The sequence below is a fragment of the Polyangium spumosum genome, from assembly GCF_009649845.1.
Classification (GTDB): domain Bacteria; phylum Myxococcota_A; class Polyangia; order Polyangiales; family Polyangiaceae; genus Polyangium; species Polyangium spumosum.
This window is the reverse complement of record NZ_WJIE01000008.1, coordinates 33,602-54,753: the sequence shown is the minus strand read 5'-3', so window position 1 is coordinate 54,753 and position 21,152 is coordinate 33,602. Positions and strand designations below refer to the sequence as shown.

General features: G+C 69.9%; 18 protein-coding genes. 9 read left to right on the top strand and 9 right to left on the bottom strand.

Translation table 11 applies throughout. The features are described from left to right. Nucleotides 1-50: 50 nt before the first annotated feature. Together GF068_RS26810 and GF068_RS26805 are read right to left on the bottom strand one after the other, a co-directional pair. Nucleotides 51-755 (bottom strand): aspartyl/asparaginyl beta-hydroxylase domain-containing protein, encoded by a 705-nt coding sequence (locus GF068_RS26810; RefSeq protein WP_153822322.1) that lies wholly within the window; start codon nt 753-755, stop codon nt 51-53. A gap of 52 nt (nt 756-807) precedes the next feature. After that, the gene (locus tag GF068_RS26805) at nt 808-1,641 is read right to left on the bottom strand and encodes a hypothetical protein (RefSeq protein ID WP_153822321.1); all 834 of its coding nucleotides are present in this window, start codon (nt 1,639-1,641) and stop codon (nt 808-810) included. 74 nt (nt 1,642-1,715) lie between these two features. On the opposite strand from GF068_RS26805, the gene GF068_RS26800 reads away from it, so the two are divergent. Then, nucleotides 1,716-3,506, top strand: a complete 1,791-nt coding sequence (locus tag GF068_RS26800) for an NAD(P)/FAD-dependent oxidoreductase (protein ID WP_153822320.1) — start codon at nt 1,716-1,718, stop codon at nt 3,504-3,506. Then, entirely contained in the window at nt 3,503-5,284 is a 1,782-nt protein-coding gene (locus tag GF068_RS26795) for a S53 family peptidase (RefSeq protein WP_153822319.1), read from the top strand. Before GF068_RS26800 ends, GF068_RS26795 begins: the two co-directional genes overlap by 4 nt. 129 nt (nt 5,285-5,413) lie before the next feature. On the opposite strand, the gene GF068_RS26790 is transcribed toward GF068_RS26795, so the two are convergent. Both GF068_RS26790 and trpD read right to left on the bottom strand, forming a co-directional pair. Next, nucleotides 5,414-5,719: a nitrile hydratase subunit alpha gene (locus tag GF068_RS26790; RefSeq protein WP_153822318.1), complete on the bottom strand. Its 306-nt coding sequence runs from the start codon at nt 5,717-5,719 to the stop codon at nt 5,414-5,416. An 86-nt stretch (nt 5,720-5,805) separates the two neighbouring features. Next, a complete protein-coding gene (gene trpD, locus GF068_RS26785; protein ID WP_153822317.1) occupies nt 5,806-6,924 on the bottom strand; it encodes an anthranilate phosphoribosyltransferase in 1,119 nt (372 codons plus the stop codon). 413 nt (nt 6,925-7,337) lie between these two features. Here trpD and GF068_RS26780 point away from each other — a divergent pair, with 413 nt between their 5' ends. After that, nucleotides 7,338-8,597 (top strand): AAA family ATPase, encoded by a 1,260-nt coding sequence (locus GF068_RS26780; protein ID WP_153822316.1) that lies wholly within the window; start codon nt 7,338-7,340, stop codon nt 8,595-8,597. Nucleotides 8,598-8,677: 80 nt separating this feature from the next. Here GF068_RS26780 and GF068_RS26775 read toward each other — a convergent pair whose 3' ends face one another. Continuing rightward, nucleotides 8,678-9,139, bottom strand: coding sequence for a hypothetical protein (locus GF068_RS26775; RefSeq protein ID WP_153822315.1), 462 nt, complete (start codon nt 9,137-9,139; stop codon nt 8,678-8,680). A gap of 227 nt (nt 9,140-9,366) precedes the next feature. On the opposite strand from GF068_RS26775, the gene GF068_RS26770 reads away from it, so the two are divergent. Then, nucleotides 9,367-10,155, top strand: a complete 789-nt coding sequence (locus tag GF068_RS26770; protein ID WP_153822314.1) for an SIMPL domain-containing protein — start codon at nt 9,367-9,369, stop codon at nt 10,153-10,155. Here GF068_RS26770 and GF068_RS26765 read toward each other — a convergent pair. Beyond that, complete coding sequence (locus GF068_RS26765) at nt 10,145-14,335, bottom strand: protein kinase domain-containing protein (RefSeq protein ID WP_153822313.1); 4,191 nt, start codon at nt 14,333-14,335, stop codon at nt 10,145-10,147. The two genes, GF068_RS26770 and GF068_RS26765, sit on opposite strands and share 11 nt — an antisense overlap. A 216-nt stretch (nt 14,336-14,551) precedes the next feature. Continuing rightward, complete coding sequence (locus GF068_RS26760) at nt 14,552-15,121, bottom strand: HPF/RaiA family ribosome-associated protein (protein ID WP_153822312.1); 570 nt, start codon at nt 15,119-15,121, stop codon at nt 14,552-14,554. Nucleotides 15,122-15,344: 223 nt separating this feature from the next. Between GF068_RS26760 and udk the strand changes: the two genes are divergently transcribed. The 5 genes from udk (at nt 15,345) to GF068_RS26735 (ending at nt 19,953) form a co-directional block, all read left to right on the top strand. Next, entirely contained in the window at nt 15,345-15,962 is a 618-nt protein-coding gene (gene udk / locus GF068_RS26755) for a uridine kinase (protein WP_240807464.1), read from the top strand. 64 nt (nt 15,963-16,026) lie between these two features. Further along, the gene (locus tag GF068_RS26750) at nt 16,027-17,271 is read left to right on the top strand and encodes an ATP-grasp domain-containing protein (RefSeq protein ID WP_206079563.1); all 1,245 of its coding nucleotides are present in this window, start codon (nt 16,027-16,029) and stop codon (nt 17,269-17,271) included. A gap of 66 nt (nt 17,272-17,337) precedes the next feature. Beyond that, entirely contained in the window at nt 17,338-18,036 is a 699-nt protein-coding gene (locus GF068_RS26745; RefSeq protein WP_153822309.1) for a hypothetical protein, read from the top strand. After that, nucleotides 18,033-19,052, top strand: coding sequence for a site-2 protease family protein (locus tag GF068_RS26740; protein WP_153822308.1), 1,020 nt, complete (start codon nt 18,033-18,035; stop codon nt 19,050-19,052). Before GF068_RS26745 ends, GF068_RS26740 begins: the two co-directional genes overlap by 4 nt. A 13-nt stretch (nt 19,053-19,065) precedes the next feature. After that, nucleotides 19,066-19,953, top strand: coding sequence for a LysR family transcriptional regulator (locus GF068_RS26735; protein WP_153822307.1), 888 nt, complete (start codon nt 19,066-19,068; stop codon nt 19,951-19,953). Between the two features lie 11 nt (nt 19,954-19,964). Here the strand turns inward: GF068_RS26735 and GF068_RS26730 are convergent, their stop codons facing one another. Both GF068_RS26730 and GF068_RS44415 read right to left on the bottom strand, forming a co-directional pair. Then, nucleotides 19,965-20,690 (bottom strand): ferritin-like domain-containing protein, encoded by a 726-nt coding sequence (locus GF068_RS26730; RefSeq protein ID WP_153822306.1) that lies wholly within the window; start codon nt 20,688-20,690, stop codon nt 19,965-19,967. Next, complete coding sequence (locus tag GF068_RS44415) at nt 20,683-21,069, bottom strand: hypothetical protein (RefSeq protein WP_206079562.1); 387 nt, start codon at nt 21,067-21,069, stop codon at nt 20,683-20,685. Before GF068_RS44415 ends, GF068_RS26730 begins: the two co-directional genes overlap by 8 nt. Nucleotides 21,070-21,152 lie beyond the last annotated feature (83 nt).

Sequence of the window (21,152 nt, the reverse complement as noted above, 5' to 3'; positions counted from 1 at the left end):
TGCGTGGCTTCGGGGTCGAGCGAGAAAAACGCCCTCCCTCCCCTGCCCCGCTACTGCTGGGCGAGGCGCCAGAGCAGGTACGCGTCCGACTTCATCCCCTCGGGGATCGACTCCATCGGATCCCGCGACAAACGCGCCATCGCCTCGGGATCTTTTGCGCCGTCCTCCGCGGTCCCGGCGGCGACGAGGGCCTCGACCTCGGGCGTCGGCGGCAGATCGACCATCAGGTGGATCCGCGGCGGACCCAGGTTCTCCGCGCCGTGCGGCACGCTGTTGTTGAAGGCCCACGCGGTGCCCGCGGGCAGATGCAGGAAGCGGCCCGCGACGCAAAGGCGCGCGGCGGGCGTCGTGATCAGCGGGACGTGGAAGCGGTGGTGCTCGTCCCAGTGCGGCGTGTTGTCGACGTGCAGATGGATGCGCGAGTCCGGCGGGCTCAGGCCGAGCCAGGCCGAGACGGGGCGCGCGGGGAACGCCGTGTCGAGCAGCTCGCGCAGCCGCGGCAGGGGCGCGAGCGCCGGCGCGTCGATGCCGCCGCCGCTCGTGAGCCGACTGCCCGGCCATCCGCGCTCCTGCCCGCCGCGCAGGATGCAGAACGAGGTGCCGAGGTGCCACTTCCACTGGCTCGGCAGCCAGTCGATGTTCGCCGCCTCGATCTCGGCGACGATCGGCCCGACGTCGAGCGTGAGCGGCAGCCGCAGGAAACGATAGGACTTCGCGAGCGCGCGTGGGCTCGGCACGTGACGCCTCTGGTACATCCGCTCTCCCGCTGTGGAGGGCGAGCATCGAAAGCCGACGCGCGTGATCCTGTCAAGATTTGCGCGCGACGCGAAACGGCTCGAACACGGCGGAGAGCTCGTCGTCGCTGCGAGCGATCTCGCCCCGCGTGGATCTACCGATCCGGGTGGTCTCGTGAGCGGCCCGCGTGATCGCCTCGCGCTCGTCGTGCGAGAGGCCGGCGACGAGCGTGACGATGTCGTCGACGTGATCCGCGTCGGTGCCGGCGGCGCTGTGCACGCGCAGGCATCGCGTGGCGTCGATCCCGTCCGGGATCACGGCCGCGACGGCGCGCACCTCGGCCGCGCTACGCGTCGCGGCGAGGCGCTCGAGCGCGAACGCGTAACCCACGCACCGCGCGGGATCTCCCGGGCCGCGCACGAGCGACGTGAAGAAATCCACGAGCGCCCTCGCGGTCTCTGGCACGTGCGCGGCGACGAGCGCGCGGCCGTCGTACCCGAGCGACACGAGATCCCGCAGCGCGAGCTCGTCGTGCCCTCGCTCGTCGCGTGACTTCTCGTCCGCCCACGCCGCGAGCGCCGCGCGCCCCTCCGCTTCGAAGCGCGCGCGCGCCTCGATCATCAGCGGAGGCGTCGCGTGCGTCGTGTGGAAATACCCGGCGAGGCGGTGGATCCATCCGGGCAGCGTGAGCGCTCGGCGCGGCGGCGCGGGGCCCTCGCGTTGCGCGACGCCCACCGCGCCTTCGAGCAAGTGCCGCGTGGCCGCGAGGCTCACGGGGCCCTCGGGTGGGATGGTGAACGGGCCTCCGAACGCCGACGTGTCCTCGTGGAGGAACGCGCGCGCGCCCGTCGCGACCACGACCTTGCCTGGCGCGATACGCGCCCACGTGATGTCGGAATCCTGCACGGCTCACAGCACGAATAACCCATCGGGCGCGTGGCTTCCAGGCGCGCGCGCTCTCGTGGTAATCGACGTCGACCATGGGCATCGAGCGTCGCGACGTCGTCGTCCTCGGCGGAGGTCCTGCAGGCAGCACCTTCGCCGCCATCCTGAAGAAGTACGAGCCGGGCCTCTCGGTCACGGTCCTCGAGAAGGCGCGCTTCCCGCGTTACCACATCGGCGAGTCCCTCATCCCCGCCGTGAACCCCGTGCTGCGGGATCTCGGCATCTACGACGATCTCCCTCGCGCGGGCTTCATCCGCAAGATGGGCATCACCTTCGTCTGGGGCCGCGATCGCGCGCCCTGGGACGCCGACTACCTCAAGCTCGGCGACGTGCGGATCCACGACGGCGCCGAGGTGCTGAACGTGCTCGGCCAGGACTTCTCGAAGCTCTTGCGCCGCCCCGAGGAGCGCGACGAGACCTTCAACGCCTTCAACGTCCGGCGCGCCGAGTTCGACCAGATGATCATGAACCGCGCGCGCGACTTCGGCGCCGACGTGCGCGAAGGGACACGCGGCAAGGCCATCCACAAGGACGAACGTGGCCGCGTCACGGGCGTCGACTGGGAGGACGACGCGGGCCGCGGGGGCACGATCGAGACCTCGTTCGTGCTCGACGCGAGCGGGCAAGGCACGCGCTTCACGCCCGGCGGGCGTGTCTTCGATCCGAACATGAACAACTACGCGGTCTACGGCTACTGGTCCGGCGCCGAGTGGAAGGTGCTCTACCGGGGCACGCGCGACCGGACGAACGTGTTCATCTGCTCGGTCGACAAGGGCTGGATCTGGTACATCCCCGTCGCGCAGGATCGCATCAGCGTCGGCGTCGTGACGAACACGACGCACTTCAAGGACGCGCTCCAGAGCCAGGATCCCGAGGCGTTTTACCACGAGACGATCCAGGGCTGCGACGAGGTGCGGGGGCTCCTCTCGCGGGCGACGCTGCGCGACGACTTCATCGGCGGAGGCAAGCGGATCTCGGTGACGCGTGACTGGTCGTCGTGGGCGAAGAGCCCCATCGGCCCGGGCTGGGCCACGGCGGGAGACGCGGCCATCTTCGTCGATCCGATCCTCTCGTCCGGCGTCACGCTCGCCATGCAGAGCGGCCATCGCGCGGCGTACACGCTCCGCACGGCGCGGGCGCGCGAGGACCTGCCCGAGGACGCGCTCTGGCGCGCGTATGCCGACTACATCCGCGGCGAGGCGGGCTCGTTCTTGCGGCTCGCGCGGTACTTCTACGGCAACAACAAGGCGGCGCCCTCGTGGTGGTGGGAGGCGCAGCGGCTCGTCAACGCCTCGGGCGCGCTCGCCGTCGACGATCGCCAGGCCTTCACCATGGCGAGCGCGGGCTTCTTCCCGACGCTACGCGCCGTCACGGACGACACGGTGATCCCGCTCGTCGCGGGCATCGCGGGCCTAGAGGGCGACGTGTACAACGTCTTCTACGACGACGGTTTGCCCCCGCCCGAGGCGCTGCCGAAGCACGTGATCGAGCACCTCGCGCGCTTCCGCCTCGCGCTCCGCACCGAGCCGATGGCGAGCGAGGGCAAGCCGACGGGAGAGCTCGACGTCTTCTACGATCTCGTCAGCGACGACGACGACTTCACGCACCGCACGCACGCCGCGCCGAGCAAGATCGCGCCCGCGCTCGGGCCCGTCGTCGAAGCGATGGGGCGCCACCGGGACGTCTCCTCCCTGCTCGACGAGGCGCCGCGGCTCCTGCCCGACGGCTACGCCTCCCCCGAGGCGATCCGCGCCGCCACGCTGCACGTCGTGCGCGCCGCCGCGAAGAAGGGTTTCGTCAAGCTCGCGCCGGGAGCCTCCGCTTGAGCGCCCACGCGCAACAGGAAGAGCTCACGCTCGTCTTCGTCCTGCACGAGCACGATCGCGAGTCGATCCGCCGCGTGGCGGAGGCGGCGAGCCACCCGGACGAGCACAAGCGCGCGCCGCACCTCGAGCGCGAGGAGCTGCGCAAGTTCGTCGTGCTCCCCTCGGACGAGCGCCGCGCCGTGCTCTCGTGGCTGGAGGAGCACGGCATGCCGCACATGGACGTGCGTAGCGTGTCGGGACAGACGATCTTCGTGAAGACCACGAAGGAGGCCGTGGGGCGCACGTTCGGCGCCGAGTGCCGGCGCTGGCTCGACGAGAGCGAGAAGGACGAGCGCACGCACACGCCCGTCGAGTGGCCGATCCCGCGGCAGCTCTCGCAGTACGTGCAGTCCGTGAAGGTCCGGCAGAGCGGCAACCGCGCGCGCAGCACGATGGTCGCGGACGCGGGCGCCGAGCACCCGATGCAGTTCCCCACGCTCGAGGGCGCGCGCGAGACCCTGCCCGAGCCCGGCTTTGGCCTCACGCCCGCGGACGTGCGCGAGATCTACCGCTTCCCCTCGATGACGGAGCTCGACGGCTCGGGCGAGACGATCGCGCTGCTCATGCTCGGCGGCGCGCTCGAGGAGAGTGACCTCTTCACGTTCTGGGACGCGCATGGGATCCCGCGTCCGCCCGAGATCAAGACGTACCACGTGGGATCACGCCCCTCGAAGGTGACGAGCGCGAACAAGCTCTACACGCTCGAGGCTGCGATGACGGTCCAGTGGGCGTCCGCGATGGCGCCGGGCGCGCGGATCCTCGTGTACTTCGTCGACCCGATGGTGATCGCCGACCCCTGGGCGACGTTCCTGCTCAAGGTGATCGGCGATCGCGAGAACGCGCCGACGATCGTGTCGACGAGCTGGATCACGCCCGAGCGCAGCTACTACCGCGTCCACGGGCGCAGGGTCGTGAGCGGCCTGCTCGATCAGGCCGCGGCGATCGGCGTGACGGTGATCAGCGCGGCGGGCGACTGGGGCGCGTTCGACGGCGTGCCGCGCACGATCAAGGACGGCAGGTACGTCGGTGACGCGCCCTGGCCCCACGGGGTCTTTCCTGCGGTCGAGGAGCGCGTGCTCTCGGTCGGCGGCACGATGATCACCGGTCGCGCGCCGCTCACGGAGATCGCTTGGAGCGGGCCGCCTCCGCCTGGTCTCGGCCGGGTCCTTCATTTCGTTCGGCTCGCTTCGAGCGGCGGCTTCTCGCGCGAGGTGCCCGTCCCGAAATGGCAAACCGACGCGATGAAGGGCTGGTACGCGCGTGGCGAGGGAGAACCTGCCGTCGTGCCTTACGGTCGCGGCTTCCCTGACGTCTCGCTCATGGCCTCTGGCTCCGCCGTGCAACGTGCGCCGGGCCAGCCGCTCACGATGCAGGGGTACCAGGCTGTCGCGTGTGGGCAGTGGGTCGACTATGCGGGTGGCACGAGCGTGGCTGCGCCGATCTGGGCGGCGATCGTGGCGCTCATGAACCAGGCGCGCCGGGCGGCTGGGCTTGGGCGCGTGGGGTTCGTCAATCCGCTCCTCTACGCGTTGCGCAAGGAGAAAGCCTCCCCGTTCCGCGAGATCTCCGAGGGCAGCACGGACGTCGCCATGAACGTGCTCAACGCGCACGGCAAGGCGGTGATCCACAGACTGTCTGGTTACTCGGCGGCCCCTGGCTGGGACCCTGCGACGGGGCTCGGCGTCCCTGACGTCACGCGCCTCATCGAGCTCGTCACCCGGCGAGACAAGCGACCCTGACGTCACCCTGCTGGATGAACTGCGCATCGCGCAGTTCATCCACTTTCGGTCCAGGCCGTGCCTGGTCCGGGTCCAGGGGTGGACAACCCCTGGTCGGGGGTTCGGGGGTGGAAACCCCCGTCCCTCTTCTCAGAACCCCGGGTCGTAGTCGTGCAGCGGCGAGATATCGAGCGGCTTGACGGACACGTCCCCGGAGGGGGCTGCGGGCAGCACGATGTGGCGGCGTTCGGCGGTGTTTTCTGCGACCACGAAGCGCACGCCGGGGGGGATCTTGAAGCCGAGGTCGGCGAGGACCTTGTTCGGGTCGTCGATCAGCTTCTGGCGGAACTCGGGGTCCTGCCAGGCGCGGAGGACGGCGCGATCCCAGACGGCCAGGTTGGCCATCTCGTCGGCCGACATCTCGATGTGTTTCGTGTAGCTGGTCTTGTTCGTCATCGGAATTTTTCCCCGTTCACGGCGGACGACGCAATGCGCCGAGGATACCCACCGGGGGGGGCCTCGTCACGTATTTCCGACGACGCTCAGTCCGAGAGCAAACTTTCGAGCTTGGCTCGGCCTGCGGTGGGCTCACGGTTCTGGGTCTCCACGAGGGCGCGGAGCTGGTGTATCGCGTGGCCTTCCTGGATGGCGCGGCGGGCTCGGGCCACGCCTTCGGTGAGCGAGTCGACCTTGCCCATCAGCTTCAGGCTCGCGGCGGCGTTCAGGAGGAGCACGTCGACGATGGGACCTTCGAGCTTTCCGGCGAGGGCGCGGGCGAGGACGCGGGCGTTTTCTTCGGCCGTGCCGCGGGAGGCGATGGCTTCGAACGGGGCTTCGTGCAGGCCGGCGTCTTCGGGACGGATCGTGTACTCGCGGATCTCGCCGTTGGGGAGCAGCTCGGCGACGTGGGTGGGGCCGACGTTCCCGATCTCGTCGAGGTAGCGGCCGGGGTGGGCGGTGGACGCGGCGCAGGGGACGAGGGCGCGCTCGTAGCCGAGGTCGCGCATGACTTCGCAGACGATGCGGACGAGGCGGGGCTCGGGGACACCTGCGATCTTGTGGCGCTCGCCGACGTGGCGGACGAGGGGGCCGCCGATGTGGAACGAGGTTCCGATGCGGATCTGGCTGATGACGCGGGCGAAGCCGCTGGTCATGAAGGCGCGGCCGACGACGGAGGTGAAGCCGAGGCGGCAGGTCTCGGTGCTCTTGACCTGGGCTTCGCCTGGCGCGTCGAGGTCGACGCCCCAGTGGGCGAACATGTCGGCGGCGCCGCTGACGCCGGTGAGGGCGGGGGCGCCGGGTTTGTGGACGTAGAGGCCACAGGCGGCGGCGAGGACGGCGGCGCCGCTCGAGACGTTGATGGTCTTGAGGGCGTCCATGCCGACGCCGGCGATGCTGAGCGGTGGTTCGGGGGAGTTGACGGTGTGGGGGAACCAGAGGCGCCACTCGTCTTGAAAGGCCTCGACGACGCCGGTGAGCTCGGCCTGGGTCTCGCCCTTGGCGCGCAGGGCGGCGATGAAGGCGCCCTGGTGGAGCTCGGGCTGCTCGTTGCGCCAGATCTGGCGGTAGGCCTCGCGGACCTCGTCGCGGCTGAGGTCCTCGCGCTGCTGGAGCTTGACCACGAGGCGTCCGAAGGCGCGGAGCTTGTCTTCGTCGTGCATGGGCTCGGGGCAACGTAGCCTGAACGGGACAAACCGAGAAGGGGGGCGAGGTTCGTGGTTCGAACTTGGGGGTGAGGGACTGAACAAAAAAGTTCGCGTTTGGGACGGAGCTTCGGTGGAGGGAAGGCCGGGTCCCAACCGTTGGGACTTGGGGTTCGGTGGAGGGAAGGTCGAGTCCCAACCGTTGGGACTTGGCCTTCGGTGGAGGGAAGGTCGAGTCCCAACCGTTGGGACTTGGCCTTCGGTGGAGGGAAGGTCGAGTCCCAACCGTTGGGACTTGGCCTTCGGTGGAGGGAAGGTCGAGTCCCAACCGTTGGGACTTGGGGTTCGGTGGAGGGGGTGGGGAGTTCGAACGAGATGGACGGGGGTGAGAGGTAGGCCCCTTCTGGCTGGATGTGCGATGCTCCGCGGTGATGAGCGACGAGACGACGGAGACGACAGGTTCGACCCCCGAGGGCGGGAACGGAATCCCCGGACCGCGGCTCCGGCGGCTCAAGATCAACAAGTTCCGAAACGTGCGTCCGACGGAGCTCGTGTTCGATGAGGAGTGGAACGTCCTGCTCGGAAAGAATGGGACGGGGAAGACGACGCTGCTGGAGTTGATCGCGGCGACGATTCGGGGGGATCTGGAGGCCTTCGAGGGGGTTGATTACGATCTGGAGGCGGAGCTCTCATTTGGGGCTGTCGATGTGAAGTGGTCGGTCAAAAACGCGGAGCCGAGCGCCGTCCCTGAGCGCGTCGCAGGTCTGCCGGCCATCGTGCATTCGGCAAAACGTCGCTTTCACGCGGAGCTATTTGCGCCTGACCTGGGGAACCGCACGTTCATTGGCGACGATCGTGGAATCGACGGGCTCCACGGCACTCGTGCGATAAGCCCGGCCGGCGGCTCTGCGCTTTTCGCCGTGATGGTCTTGTTGGGTTACCATGCTTCGTCTAAAGAGCATTGGTTCAGAAAAGCTGCGCGTGCGGCATCCAGATCAGCGGACGTGCTGCGTTTCGACGAGATTCTTACGCACTTCCAACGAATCAGCCCCAATGAAAATATGACCCTCTCCACGGATGTGACAGGTCGGTCGCTCGCCAGCCCGGAGTTAGTACAAGCATTCGGAGACTCCATCTGGAGCGCTGACGAGCGCATCTCGGTCGAGCACACCAACCTGCCATTCCTTCGTAGGTTCGTCGACCTATGTGGGTTCGCAAATGCTTCTCTCCACTTCGAACTTCTCAAGCGAACCACGTTCGAGGACGACATTTATGCCTTGTACGGCCGCCCCTCCTTCCTCTTCCGCCGCAAGAATGGCGACGAGCTCCGCGAGCAGCACCTGAGCTTCGGGCAAAAGCGGCTGCTTTCCTTTCTCTACTATCTCACCCTTTCAAACCCCGTCGTCGCCGACGAGCTCGTCGACGGCCTGCATTACGACTGGATCTCCGCCTGCGTCGAGGCGTGCGAAGGCCGCCAGAAGTTCTTCGCCAGCCAGAATCCCCTGCTCGTCGATCACATGGGCTTCGAGACCCGCGAATCCGTGAAGTCTCGCTTCATCCGCTGCTCCCTCGACGGCGACGAGATGGTCTGGGAGAACTTCACCGACGAGGAGGCCGACGACTTCTTCGTCGCGTATCGGACCGGGATCCAGGCCGTCAGCGAGGTCCTGCGGCAAAAAGGGCTCTGGTGAGATGCCGGTCCTCCGCATCCTCGCCTTGAGCGAAGACGGGTCGGATCATGCGCACGCGGTGGTCGTCGCGCTACGGGGGCTCAGGGAGTGAAGCCGCTGAGGATCGGTCTGACCGCCGTGTGAAACTTGAAGTCCGCGACGTCGCCGGGGTTGAACACGCCGATCCACACGCGATACGTGCCGAGCGGCGGGTTCGTGATTTGGATTTGCGGCTGGCTGGCGCCGCCGCTGTCATCGTCGCAGCGGTAGGAGCCGTCGGGTAGTTTTACGACGAGGACCAGATCCTTGTCGGATCGGGTATATAGTAGCATGGAAGCCCGCCGTTCGGTGATCTCCACATTGAAGTCGTGCTCGACCGGGATGTAACCATTGCACCCGGACCGGAGGTCCGACGCCAGCCTGCTCCCGGCCGCCGTTCCAACCGACGTCGTCACTCCACCGAGCCCAGGAGCCTCCTGAGGCCGCACCGTCGGCTGCGCGTGCACCGGCGCCGCGACCCCGCACGCGGCAGCCACCATCAGAGTCATCGCAATTGTCTTCATGGGAATGCCTCCTTCCGTCCCGGAAACAAGCAATCGTCACGCCACGCCGAACCAGTCAGGGGCAGGGCCACTCGTGTGCGGGTGTGCAGCGGCGCGACACGTGGACTCCACGGCATGGCATCGGTCGAGTGGATGCCGTACACGCCATCGAGAGTCGCGCAGCCGCCCCGCCTCGGCTCCCACCGCCCCGCCGTCCGCCTTAGATTCTCCCGAGAAGGGAGGGACCCATGCCGAAGACGAAAACGACAAAACTCTTCGCCTTGCTCGCGACCTGCGCCTTGTCCGCCGTCTCCACGCCTGCATTCGCGGTCGAGGACGCAGAGGCCGAGGCGGCCCATCATGCGGAGGAGAAGGCCGAATCCCGGATCGTCACCGTCCAGGGGCTCGGGGAGGTGATGGTCACGCCCGATTCGATGCGCACGAGCGTCTCGGTCCGGGCGCGCGCTCGTACGCTGGCCGAGGCGCGCGAGGAGGCCGGGACCAAGACGCAGGCGGTGCTCACGGCGCTGGAGGGCCTGGGCATCCAGGCATTGCAGGTGCGGACCGTGGAGATCTCGGTGAGCCCGATTCACGAGCGCCAGCGAGAGGGCGACGATACGCCGCCGCAGATCATCGGCTACGAGGCCGAGAGCAGGCTCTCGGTCGCATTACGCAACGTCGAGGTCGACGTCCTGCGCGCCCAGGGATCGCGGATCCTCGATACCGCGCTCGCCGCGGGCGCCAATGTCGTCGGCGGGGTGCAGTTCTTCCTGAACGAGCCGCGGGAGGCCCACAGGCTCGCGCTCGTGGCGGCCGTGCGCGACGCGCAGCAAAACGCCGATGTGGTGGCCGGCGCGTCGGACGTCACGCTGACCGGGCTGAAGACGATCTCGACGGAGACCGTCCAGAGCTACGGATACGCGCAGCAGGCCATGATATCCGAGGATATGGTGACGAGCGTGGGCGGCTTCCCCGTCGAGCCAGGCGAGATCCAGGTGAGCGCGCAGGTGACGGCGACGTTCCTGTTCAAGGAATGAGCGCCGCCACCCTCTGCCGCAACGCATGATCCGCCGACGGACCGAGGCGCGCCTCCGCCTCGGCCGCGAGCGCCGCGATCCGATCCGTACGCCCCCGCGCCCGCAGGAGCAAAACGAGCCGCTCCACCACGTCGATCCACGGGTCACCGCCCATCGGACGCGCCAGCCGCTCGGCCTCCTCCACGTGCGAGAGCGCCTCGCCGCCGCGCTCCGTCTGCTCCGACAGATCCGCGAGCAGCAATCGACACTTCACGGCGCGCCCCGACAAGCCGAGCTCCGTGCAGAGCGTGAGCGCGCGGTTCGCTTGCACCTCGGCCTCGAAGAGCTCCCCTTTTTCACGCAGGTGATGCGCCAGGTGAAAGCCCGAGTGCGCCTGCGCGAGCACGTTGCCCTCCCGCACCGCGAGCGCGTGCACCGCCTTCTGATCCTCGATCGCCTCGTCGAGCCGGCCCATCGCCGCGAACGTCATCGCCCGCCCGCTGCGCGCCGCGACCTGGCCCCACACGGCCGCGAGCGGATCCCCCGAGAGCGCGAGCTCTTCGCCGGCCCGGATCGCCGCCTCGAAGACCTCGATCGCCGCGTCGTACCGCTTCACGTCGCGCAGCAAGTTCCCGAGGTCGTGGCCCGCGCGCACCACCGCCGGCAGGTCGTCCGAACCCCGCAAGGTCGCCCAGCCCTTCTCGGCGAGCGCGAGGCCCTCCTCGATCTTGCCCTGGCTGCGGAGCTGAAAGCCCCGCGTGCAGAGCGCCTGCGCCGCGTCGAAGGGCCGCCCCGCGCGGCGAAAGAGCTCCTCCGCCCGCTCGAGCTCGAGGGCCGCCTCGGGCCAGAGCGCCCGCTGGTGCGCGGTCTCGGCGCAGAGGAGGTGGCAACGCGCCCGCACCGTGAGCGCCTCGCCGCGGGCGTCGTCGGCGAGGAGGCCGAGGCTCTGCTCGACACGCTCGCCCGCCTCGTCGAAGCGGCCGAGCCAGAAGAGGGCGATGCCGAGGTCGAAGAGCGCGCGGGCCGCCGCGAGCGGCTCGTCGTCGCGCAGGCGACCACGCAAGGTCTCCGCGGTCATCAAGGCCTCGACGGCATCAGCGAACGCGCCGAGGGCGACGGCGCGGCGACCCGCGAGGCGCGCATACTGCACGATGCGCTCGACCTCGTCGGTCTGGCTGTAGTGATGGAAGAGCGCGGGCAGGTGCGGCGCGAGCTTGCCGGCGTGCAGGCGCTCGATCGCCGCGGCGGCGAGGTGGTGCAGGACGCGTTTGTTGTCCATGAGCACCGTGCCGTAGATGGCGTCCCGCGCGAGCACCTGGCGGAAGGTGAACGTCTCCTCGCCGCGCTCGCGCCGGTGCGAGAGGACGCCACGGCGGACGAGCTCGTGGAGGTGGCGCTGCGAGGTCCGCTCGTCGCCGAGGGCCGAGGCCACGGCCTCGAAGAGATCGACGCTGAACTCGACGCCGAGGATGCTCGCGTATTGAAGGGTGGTGCGGAGCTCGGGCTCGAGCCGGTCGAGGCGCGCGAGCAACATGCCCACGAGCGAGGACGGGACCGTGAAGCGGCGGAGGGAGGCCGCGTCGGCCATGACCATGCCCTGCTCGCGCAAGGAGAGCGAGAGCTCCTCGGCGAAGAGCGGGTTGCCCGCGGCGCGCTCGACGAGCAGGCGCACGACGTCCGCGGAGGGCTCCTCGCCCGCGAGGTGCACAGCGATGTCGCGGATCTCGTCGTCCGTGAGGGGCACGAGCGGGACGCGGGTGACGGCCACGTGCTCGGGCAACGTCGCGATCTCGCCGTCGCGGCTCGTGACGAGAAAAACGACGGGGAGCGCGGCGCGATACCCGCCGAGGACGCGGCCGAGCAGCTCGAGGCTCGTCGCGTCGGCGCGGTGCATGTCGTCGAGGACGCAGACGACGGGCCTGCCAGGCCGGAGCGAAGTGGCCCGGCGCGCGAGGGCCTCGAGCAAGAGGGTGAGCGTCTGCTGGACGCGGCTCTGGAAGCCGTCGGGGCCGTACTGCTCGACGAGGTCGTGCCCGCCGAGGCCGAGGAGGAAGTCGACGACGGGGGCCTTGGCCATGAGCTCGCTCCGCCGAGAATCTTCGAGCGCGGCGGCGAGGGCGCCGATCTCGGTCGAGGTCTCCCGCGCGTCGATCATGGTCGCGCCGGGCGGGAAAAAGACGCGGCGGAGGAAGGCCACCCAGGCGCCGTACGGCGCGGCGGAGGACGGGTGCGCGCGGACGACGAGGGTCGAACGAGCGTCGTCGGCCTCGATGCGCCGCAGGAGCTCGTGCACGAGGCGCGACTTGCCGACGCCGGGACCACCCGTCACGAGCCCGAGGTGCAGGCCGCCGCGCGCGCGTGCCTCGGCGTGGAGGCCCTCGAGCGAGGAGAGCTCGGCGTCGCGGCCGACGAAGGGGCGCTCCTCGGGGGAGCCGGCGCGCGTCTTGCGCGGGCCCTCGACCTCGGAGGGGCCGAGGATCTCGTACGCCTCGCTCGGGCGCGCGCGGCCCTTCATCGAGATCGGCCCGAAGTGCCGCTCCGTGAACCTGCCGCCGAGCAGATCGAGCGTCTCGCGGCTGACCACGACGGCGTTGAGCGGCGCCGAGCGCTGGAGGACCTCGGCGAGGTTGATGCTCTCGCCCGTGAGCATGGCGTCACCGCCGCGCGTGACGAAGCCCGTGTGGATGCCGATCCGCATGGAGAGCGCGCAGCCGATCTCGGCGAGGGTCGCGTTGATCTCGTGACGCTGATCGAGCGCGGCGAAGGCGGCAGCGACGGCGCGCTCGGCGTCGTCCTCGCTCGACGCGTGGTAGCCGAAGACGGCCATCAAGGACTCGCCCGGCGGCCTGTCGAGGCGCGCGCCCGCCGTCTCGAAGGCGCGGCCCACGACCTCGGAGATCTGCGAGGCGATCTGCTCGATCTCCTCGGCGCCGAGCGTGCTCTCGCGGGGCTCGTCGAGCGCGAGGCCGACCATCGCGATCGTCAGGTGCCTGCGCTCGCCCTTGCGCAGGCTCGGCCGCGGCACGTCGGTCCCGGCGCGAACGCGCCCGAGCCCCGCGAGCTTCGACTGGATGCCCGCGAGCTTGGGCACGGGCGGCGGCGGCGGGATCGTCACGGTCTTGCCGCGCGTCATCGCGACCGTGGCCTCGTTCTCGAGGCTCGCGCGGCGCGTGGGCACGCTCGATCGTTGCCCGACGCGGCGCAGATCGTAGAGCACGGCGCGATCGGCGGCGAAGGGCTCGAGCGCGCGGGCGAAGGCGAGCGCGTCGGGGAAGCGCTCGATCGGCTCGACGCGGATCGCGCGCATCACGGCCTCGGCCAGGCCGGGCGGGACGTTCGGCGCGGCGGCGGCGAGCGGGCGCGGCGGCTGCCGCTCGGCGAGGGCCGTGAGGTAACCGAGGAGGTTCGTCCCTGGCCAGGGGCGCACGCCCGCGACGAGCTCGTAGAGCACGACGCCCGCGGCGAAGACGTCGGTCCAGGGCCCGATCGCGCCGTGATCGCGGACCTGCTCGATGGCCATGTAAAACGGCGACCCCACGAGCTCGCCCGGCCTCGTGTTGGGGTCGTCGACGAAGTGGGCGACGCCGAAATCGAGCAGCTTCGGGATCTCGCCGAGCACCTCGCTGCGGGCGAGGAAGATGTTGCGCGGCGTGATGTCGCGGTGGATGACGCCGAGCTTGTGGACCTTGTGCAGGACCTCGAGGACCTCGAAGACCACGCGCGTCGCGTACGCGGGCGGCAGCGGCCCTTCGGTGAGCCGCTGCTGGAGATCCTCGCCCTCGAGGTACTCCATGACCATGTACTGCGTGTTGTCGTCGAGCCGGTCGATGTCGAAGATCTGCGGCAGGCGATCGTCGCGGATGCGGCTCGCGGCGAGCGCCTCGTTGCGGAAGCGCTCGGCCATCGCGGCCTTGCCGGCCATCTCGGGGCGCACGGTCTTGATGACGACGCGCGAGCCGAGCACGGGGTGCGCGGCCTCGTAGATGATCCCCATGCCGCCCGTGCTCATCACGCGGACGATCGGGAACTTGCCGATACGCGCGCCCTTCTCGAAGGCGCGCAGGGCGGGGCCGATCGGCGTATGGAAGGGCGCCTCGGCCATGGGGCCGGGCAAGGTCGAGCCCGCGCGCGGGCGGCCCGAGAAGCCGCCGGTCAGCGTGTCGTGTGAAGCTCTGGGGAAGCGCCCCGAAGGGTCCGCCACGCCGTCCTCCGAAAGGATCACCGCGCCGGGCGACTGCCCGGGCCGCGCGTCCGCAGCCGGCGTTCGTACCTACTTCTCCGGGGCTCCGCAAGGGGGGGTGGTTGGGAGCGCCGATCGAGCGGCGCTCCGCGAGATCGCGCAGCGAGCTCGCCTCGGGGGGTGAATCGTACGGGCTTTGCCCGGACGAGAGGGGGACGCGAGGCGTCCCCCTCGGGACTAGGCCGCCTTGTGCCCATTTTTGCCGACGATGGCGACCGTGCTCGCCTGCGGGCCTTTTTCGCCGAGCTCCTCCTCGTAGCGGACCTCCGCGCCCACCTCGAGGCGCGCAAAGCCGTTGTGCAGGACGCTGTTTTTGTGGAAGTAGACGTCGTAGCCCTCCTCGGACTCCAGGAACCCGTAGCCGCTCTCGTGGAAGATCCGCGCCACGCGGCCATGGGGCGGCCCGACGCGTGTCTTCACGTCGCCCCGCTGCTTGGCCGCGTGCTCCTGGAGGAGACGGCGCGCGCCGTCGAACGCGTCGCGGACCGCGACGTACACGTCCTCGTGCGCGTGATCCTCGGACGCCTCGCGGCCGAACACGACCTCGCCGCCGTGTACCGCCATGTCGATGCGCACCCGGTAGACGTTGCCCTGATGGTGCCTTCGGGAGTGGGACGCGATCGCCACGTGGCACCCCAAAATCCCGTCGTAGACCTCCTCCAGCTTCTCGGCCTTCTCGCGCACCTCGCGCGCGACGGACTCCGACGATGGCATGTCGCGGAACGTGATCTGGAGCGGTAACTTCATGGAGCCTCCCTCGACGCACAGGCACGGACCCGGCCGTCGGGACGCCGGGACTCGCGCCTTCTTCTCCCCCTCACATTCGGCTCCGTCCGCGCTGCGGCAAGCTCCCTGGCGTCCGTCCGGGTGTGGCGCGGCTCGCTCCTTCGCTTCGTCGTTCGGCAGTCGACCGGGCCGCCGAATCGAAGTATGGTGCCGCCGGGACGAACGAGCTCTGATGCGACCGCTCATGATTGGAGTTGCCGGCGGCAGTGGCTCCGGCAAGACGACCGTGGCCCGCCGGATCGCCGAGGCGTTGCCTCCGGCCGGGGTGACCATCCTCGAGCACGACGCGTATTACCGCGATCGCAGTGACATCTCCTACGAGGAGCGCTGCGGGCTCAACTTCGACCACCCCGAGTCGCTCGAGACCGAGCTCCTGGTCGAGCACCTCGCCGCGCTCCGGCGTGGGGCGTCCATCGACGTCCCTCGGTACGACTTCAAGACGCACCGCCGCGCGCCCGACTCGCGCCGCGTGGCGCCGACGCCGGTGGTGATCGTCGAGGGCATCCTCGTGTTCGTCGAGGCGAAGCTGCGCGAGCACCTCGACATCAAGATCTACGTCGACACGGACGCCGACATCCGCGCGTTCCGGCGCATCCGCCGCGACATCGAGCACCGCGGGCGGACCTTCGATTCGATCCGGGAGCAGTATTACAAGACCGTGCGGCCGATGCACCTCATGTTCGTCGAGCCCTCGAAGCGCTGGGCGGACGTGATCATCCCGGAGGGGGGCGACAACAAGATCGGCATCGATCTCGTGATTGCCCTCATTCGCCAGATGCGCGGCGCCGAGATGGCCGGCTGAAGCGGCGGGCGCGGTATCACCGGGCCGGATGACATCCCGGCCCGGCTGGGGTAAGGGAGCCGCCGTGATCAACACCGACCACGATCCGACGAGGCCCGCCTCCCTGCCCCCGTTGCCGACCACGATCCTCTGCGTGTCGAGCTACTTCAAGGGCCACGATTTCCTCGAGCAGGCGCGGCGCGAGGGATGCCGGGTGATCCTCTTGACCCTCGAGTCCTTGCTCGACAAGCCCTGGCCGCGCGAGGTCATCGACGAGGTCTTCGGCATGTCGACCTTGAACGATCGACGCGCCGTGGTGAACGCCGTCAGTTACCTCGCCCGCACGCGCGAGATCGAGCGCGTCGCGCCGCTCGACGACTACGACGTGGAGCTCGCCGCGCACCTGCGCGAGCACCTGCGTATCCCCGGCATGGGCGAGACGACGGCGCGGTATTTCCGCGACAAGCTCGCGATGCGCGCACGCGCCAAGGATCGCAGCATCCCGGTGCCGGACTTCGTGCACGTGCTGAACGACGAGCGCGTGCGCCGCTTCTTGCGCACAGTGCCGGCCCCGTGGCTGCTCAAGCCCCGCTCCGAGGCGGCGTCGCTCGGCATCAAGAAGCTCGAGCGCGAAGACGAGGCCCTGCGCGTGATCGAGGAGCTCGGCGACGATCGATCCCGTTACCTGCTCGAGCGGATGATCCCCGGCCAGTTCTTCCACGTGGACTCGATCGTCTCGGAGAAACGAATCGTGTTCGCGGAGGCGCACCAGTACCGGACCTCGCTCTTCGAGGTGGTGAACCAGGGCGGCCCTTCGGCGACGCAGACGGTCGATCGGTCGAGTGATCTCTGGCGCGAGCTCATCGACGTGAACGATCGGGTGATCGAGCACATGGGCCTCGTGCGGGGCGTGACGCACATCGAGTACGTGCGCTCGGCCGAGGACGGCCGGATCTACTTCATCGAGGCGGCCGCGCGTGTCGGCGGGAGCCACACGGCGGACGTGGTGGAAGCGGCGACGGGGATCAACCTGTGGCGCGAATGGGCGAAGATCGAAATCACGCAGGGCGAACGCCCGTACGAGCTGCCGCCGCGGCGCCACGACTACGCGGGCCTGGTGCTGTCCTTGTCGCGGCAGGAGCACCCGGACATGTCGGCGTACACGGACCCGGAGATCGTCTGGCGCACGCCGGAGAAGACGTACCACGCGGGGCTCATCGTCCGCGCGGACGAACCTTCCCGCGTCCGCGAGCTCGTCGAGGAGTATGCCGTGCGGTTCGTCCGTGATTTCACGGCCGTCTTGCCGCCGCCGACCTCGCCGACGGCGTGAGCCATCCCGCGTCGATTGACTTCCTTCGCCGGTGACGCTCCACTCGCCCGCGGAGACCCCTCGGCGATGAGCGACGCGACCCTCGACACCAAACCTGCTGAAACAGAAGCCCCACAGAAGCTCGATTTCGAGCGCGCCGAGTTCGGCGATCCCGCCGCCCGGCACGTGACATGTTCGGCCTGCCAGGCGGGCATCACGACGGCGTATTATCAGCTCCTCGACAAGGTGCTGTGTGGCTCGTGTCGCGACGCCGTGAACCACACCTCCGAGCAAGCCCGCAGCGGCGCGGCCTTTGGAAAGGCGTTCCTCGTGGCCGGCGGCGCGGGCCTCGGTTGCGGCGCCGTGTACGCGGTCTTCGTCCACTTCACCCAGATCCAGCTCGCGCTCGCGACGATCGGCATCGGCTGGGTCGTCGGACGCGTGATCCAGCAGGTCACGCGCGGCTTCGGCGGCACGAAGCACCAGGTGCTCGCGGTCGTGTTCACGTACCTCGCGTCTGCGATGGGATACCTGCCCGGCATCCTCGCGGCGCTCGACAACGGCGCCGGAGACGGGAGCCTCGGCTTGATCGGGAGCATCCTCTACTTCGGGCTCGCCGCGGCCTTCACCCTCGCCGCGCCGGTCCTCGACGTCACGAGCGGCTTCAGCGGCGTGCTCGGCGCGCTCATCATCTTCTTCGGCCTGCGCACGGCGTGGCAGGTGTCGCGTGGCATCGGCGGCCCCGTCGCCATCAGCGGGCCGTATCAGGTCAGCGCCGGCGCGTGAGCAGCGGAGCCGTCGCGCGTTGCGTGGCCTGCGGGGTCGAGCTCGCCCCGGGCATGCTCGCTTGCCCCGCGTGTCGCAAGCTCGTGCACGGCGCGCGGCTCGGGTCCCTCGCGGCGGACGGCGAGGCCGCCGAGCGCGAAGGCCGCCTGACAGACGCCCTCGTCCACTGGCGCGAGGCGCTCGGGCTCCTGCCTCCGGAGAGCACGCAGCACCACGCGGTCGGCGAGACGATCCGCCGCCTGAGCCTCGCGCTCGAGCGTGACGGCAATACGCCGAAGACGCCCGGCGGCCGCGCGAAGGCGGCGGCGGGGCTCGGCGCGCTCGCGCTGATTGCCTGGAACCTCAAGTATTTTCTGCTCTCGCTCCTCGGCAAAGCGAAGCTGCTCGTCTCGGGGCTCGCGTCGCTGCCGACGGTGCTCTCCATGTTCGCCTGGCTCGCGCTCGATCGATCCCGCGGGATGTCGTTCGCGCTCGGGCTCGTGGCGTCGATTTACGTGCACGAGATGGGGCACGTCGCGGCGCTGCGGCATTACGGCATCCAGGCGACCGCGCCGATGTTCATCCCCGGCCTCGGCGCGCTGGTGCGGCTGCGGCAGTATCCCATCGACGCGCGCGAAGACGCGCGGGTCGGGCTCGCGGGGCCGGTGTGGGGGTGCGCGGCGGCGGCGGCGGCGCTCGCGGCGGGATGGTTGCTGCACGAACGAACGGCCCTCGCGGTGGCGAGCGTGGGCGCGATGATCAACGTGTTCAACCTGATCCCGGTCTGGCAGCTCGACGGCGCGCGAGGGTTCCGCGCGCTCGATGTCCGGCAGCGTGGGATCGTGCTCACCGTCGCAGCGGTGGCCGCGCTGCTCTCGGGCGACGTGATGGGCTGGGTGGTGTGCGCGGCGGGAGGGGTGCGGCTGAAATCGGATCTGCCGGCGCAGGGGGATGCGCGCGCGTTTCGCACCTTCGTCGCATTACTCGTCGCCTTGCCGCTGATCGCCTGGGCGGCCGGGCGCGTCCTGCCGAGCTGAGGGAATTTTCGGGATGGACCTCGAAGAGCTCCGCGCCTTCCTCGCCGTGGCCGAGGCGGGCTCGTTCCTGGCCGCGGCGACGTCGCTCCGCATGCCCCGCGCGACCTTGCGTCGGCGCATCGATCAGCTCGAGGCGCGGGCTGGCGTCTTGCTCGTCGATCGGACGCGTGACGGCGTCTCCCTCACCGAGGCGGGCCGGCTCCTCGCGGCGCGCGGGCGGCTGATGGTGCAAGAATCGAATGCGCTCTTGCAATCGGTCCGGGAGGCCGGCGCCGAGCCGTCCGGCGTGCTTCGTGTCCTCCTGCCCGTGGGATTGCCCCCGCACCTCTTCCCCCCGCTGCTCACCCTCGCGCGCACGTATCCGCGCCTCGCCTTCCGGCTCCAGTTCAGCGACAACCCCATCGGGGGGCTCATGGAGAACGTGGATTTCGCCATCCATTTTGGCGAGACGAGCCCCGCGGGGCCGTGGGTCTCGCGCGAGCTCGCCCGCCTCCGCGTGTGGCTGGTCGCGTCACGCGAATACCTCGCGCGGCGGGGCACGCCGGCGTCCGTCGAGGACCTCGCGCGTCACGATTTGCTCACCTGGGAGGCCCCTTTCGAGGACGGACGCTCCTGGCCGCTCCTGCGTGGGGGCACGTTCTCCGTCGCGCCCGTCATCACGGCGCCGGACATTCATTTGATCCGGCAGCTCGCGATCGCGGGGCATGGCGTCGCGCTCGTGCCCGACGCCATGGTCCCCGACCCCGGTCTGCCCGAGGGCGCGCTCGTCCCGGTCCTGGATGAAATCGTGGGCCGGGAGATCGGCCTGCGCGTGGTCGTGCCCGCCGTGCTCGCCGAGGTCCCGCGGATCAAGGCCATGCTGGACTTGCTGGAGCCATTCCTGGGGAAACTGGGGTTATGACGCGAGGTTCGTCATGACGGCGGCAGCCGCTCCGCGAGCCAGCTCTCCCCCCGCCCCGTATCGACGCCGAACCGCCTGAGCCCCGGGAACACGACGAGCGACATCGTGTCGCGGAAGATCCGCCTCCGCTCGGCGCGATCGAGCGCGCCGAGACCGGAGAGCGACTCTGCTGCCGGGTGCTCTGCCCAGGACGCGAAGAGCTCCTCGGAGACCGTGCCGGCGAGCATCGCCGGCAGAGAGGGGCCCACGACGTCCGGCGCGCCGCGCTCGTGCTCGGCCGCGAGGTGCGCCCACCCGAGCCGCGCGTGGTCGACCTCGTCGCGGAGGATCGATTGCATGGTCTCGCGCACGAGCGGATCGATCGCGCGCGCGACGAGCTCGCCGAGCAGGGCCGCGCTCAGCGTCTCCGTGACACACGACATCGCGACGACCTCGTAGAGCAGCCGCTCGCGTGGCTCGAGCCCGGAGGGCCCGACCTTGCACGCGGCGGGCGCGGGCCCGAGCTCGAAGGCTTTCCCCCCGAGCTCGCGCACGAGCGCCACGCATTGCACCGCGTGGCGCCGCTCGTCCTCGGCCGCCTCGCGGGCCATCGTGACGACGGGCGAGACGGCGTCGCACGCCGCGAGATCCCCCGCGAGCCGCGTGAATCGCGCCGACGCTTCGAGCTCGGCGCGCGCGCGGCTCCGCCAGATCAGCGCCGCGGCTTCACGCGCCGTCGCGGCTCCGACGTCAACCACCGCAGCAGCCCGCCCCGGCGTTGCCCGCATCGCAGAGGGCTGCGCAGCACGGCTCCGTATTGAGGCAATCGTTGGCCCAGCAGCACGGGCAGCCGCACGGATCGGCCAGGTCGCCGGGCGTCGGCGTGCATTCGAGGTTGCTCCCGCCGCCCGCGCCGGCCTCGCCGCCCGCGCCGCCGCTCCCCGTCGTCGCGCTTGCGCCCCCCGCGCCGCCCGCGCCGCCCGCGCCGCCCGTCCCTCCCCCGCCATTGCCGTCGTTCGTGCTGCTGGCCGCGCCGGCTTCGCCGCCGCTCCCCTCGTCGCTCGCGTGGTTGCACGCAGCGAGACCAACCGCCGCGCCGCCCATGACCAGGACATGAAAAAGTTTTTCGATGTTCATCGCATCCCTCGCGTCAGAGCATGCGCTCCCTCGAACGTCCTGTGAATCGGAACTTTTGATACTGTATCGTTCGGAGCGACCGA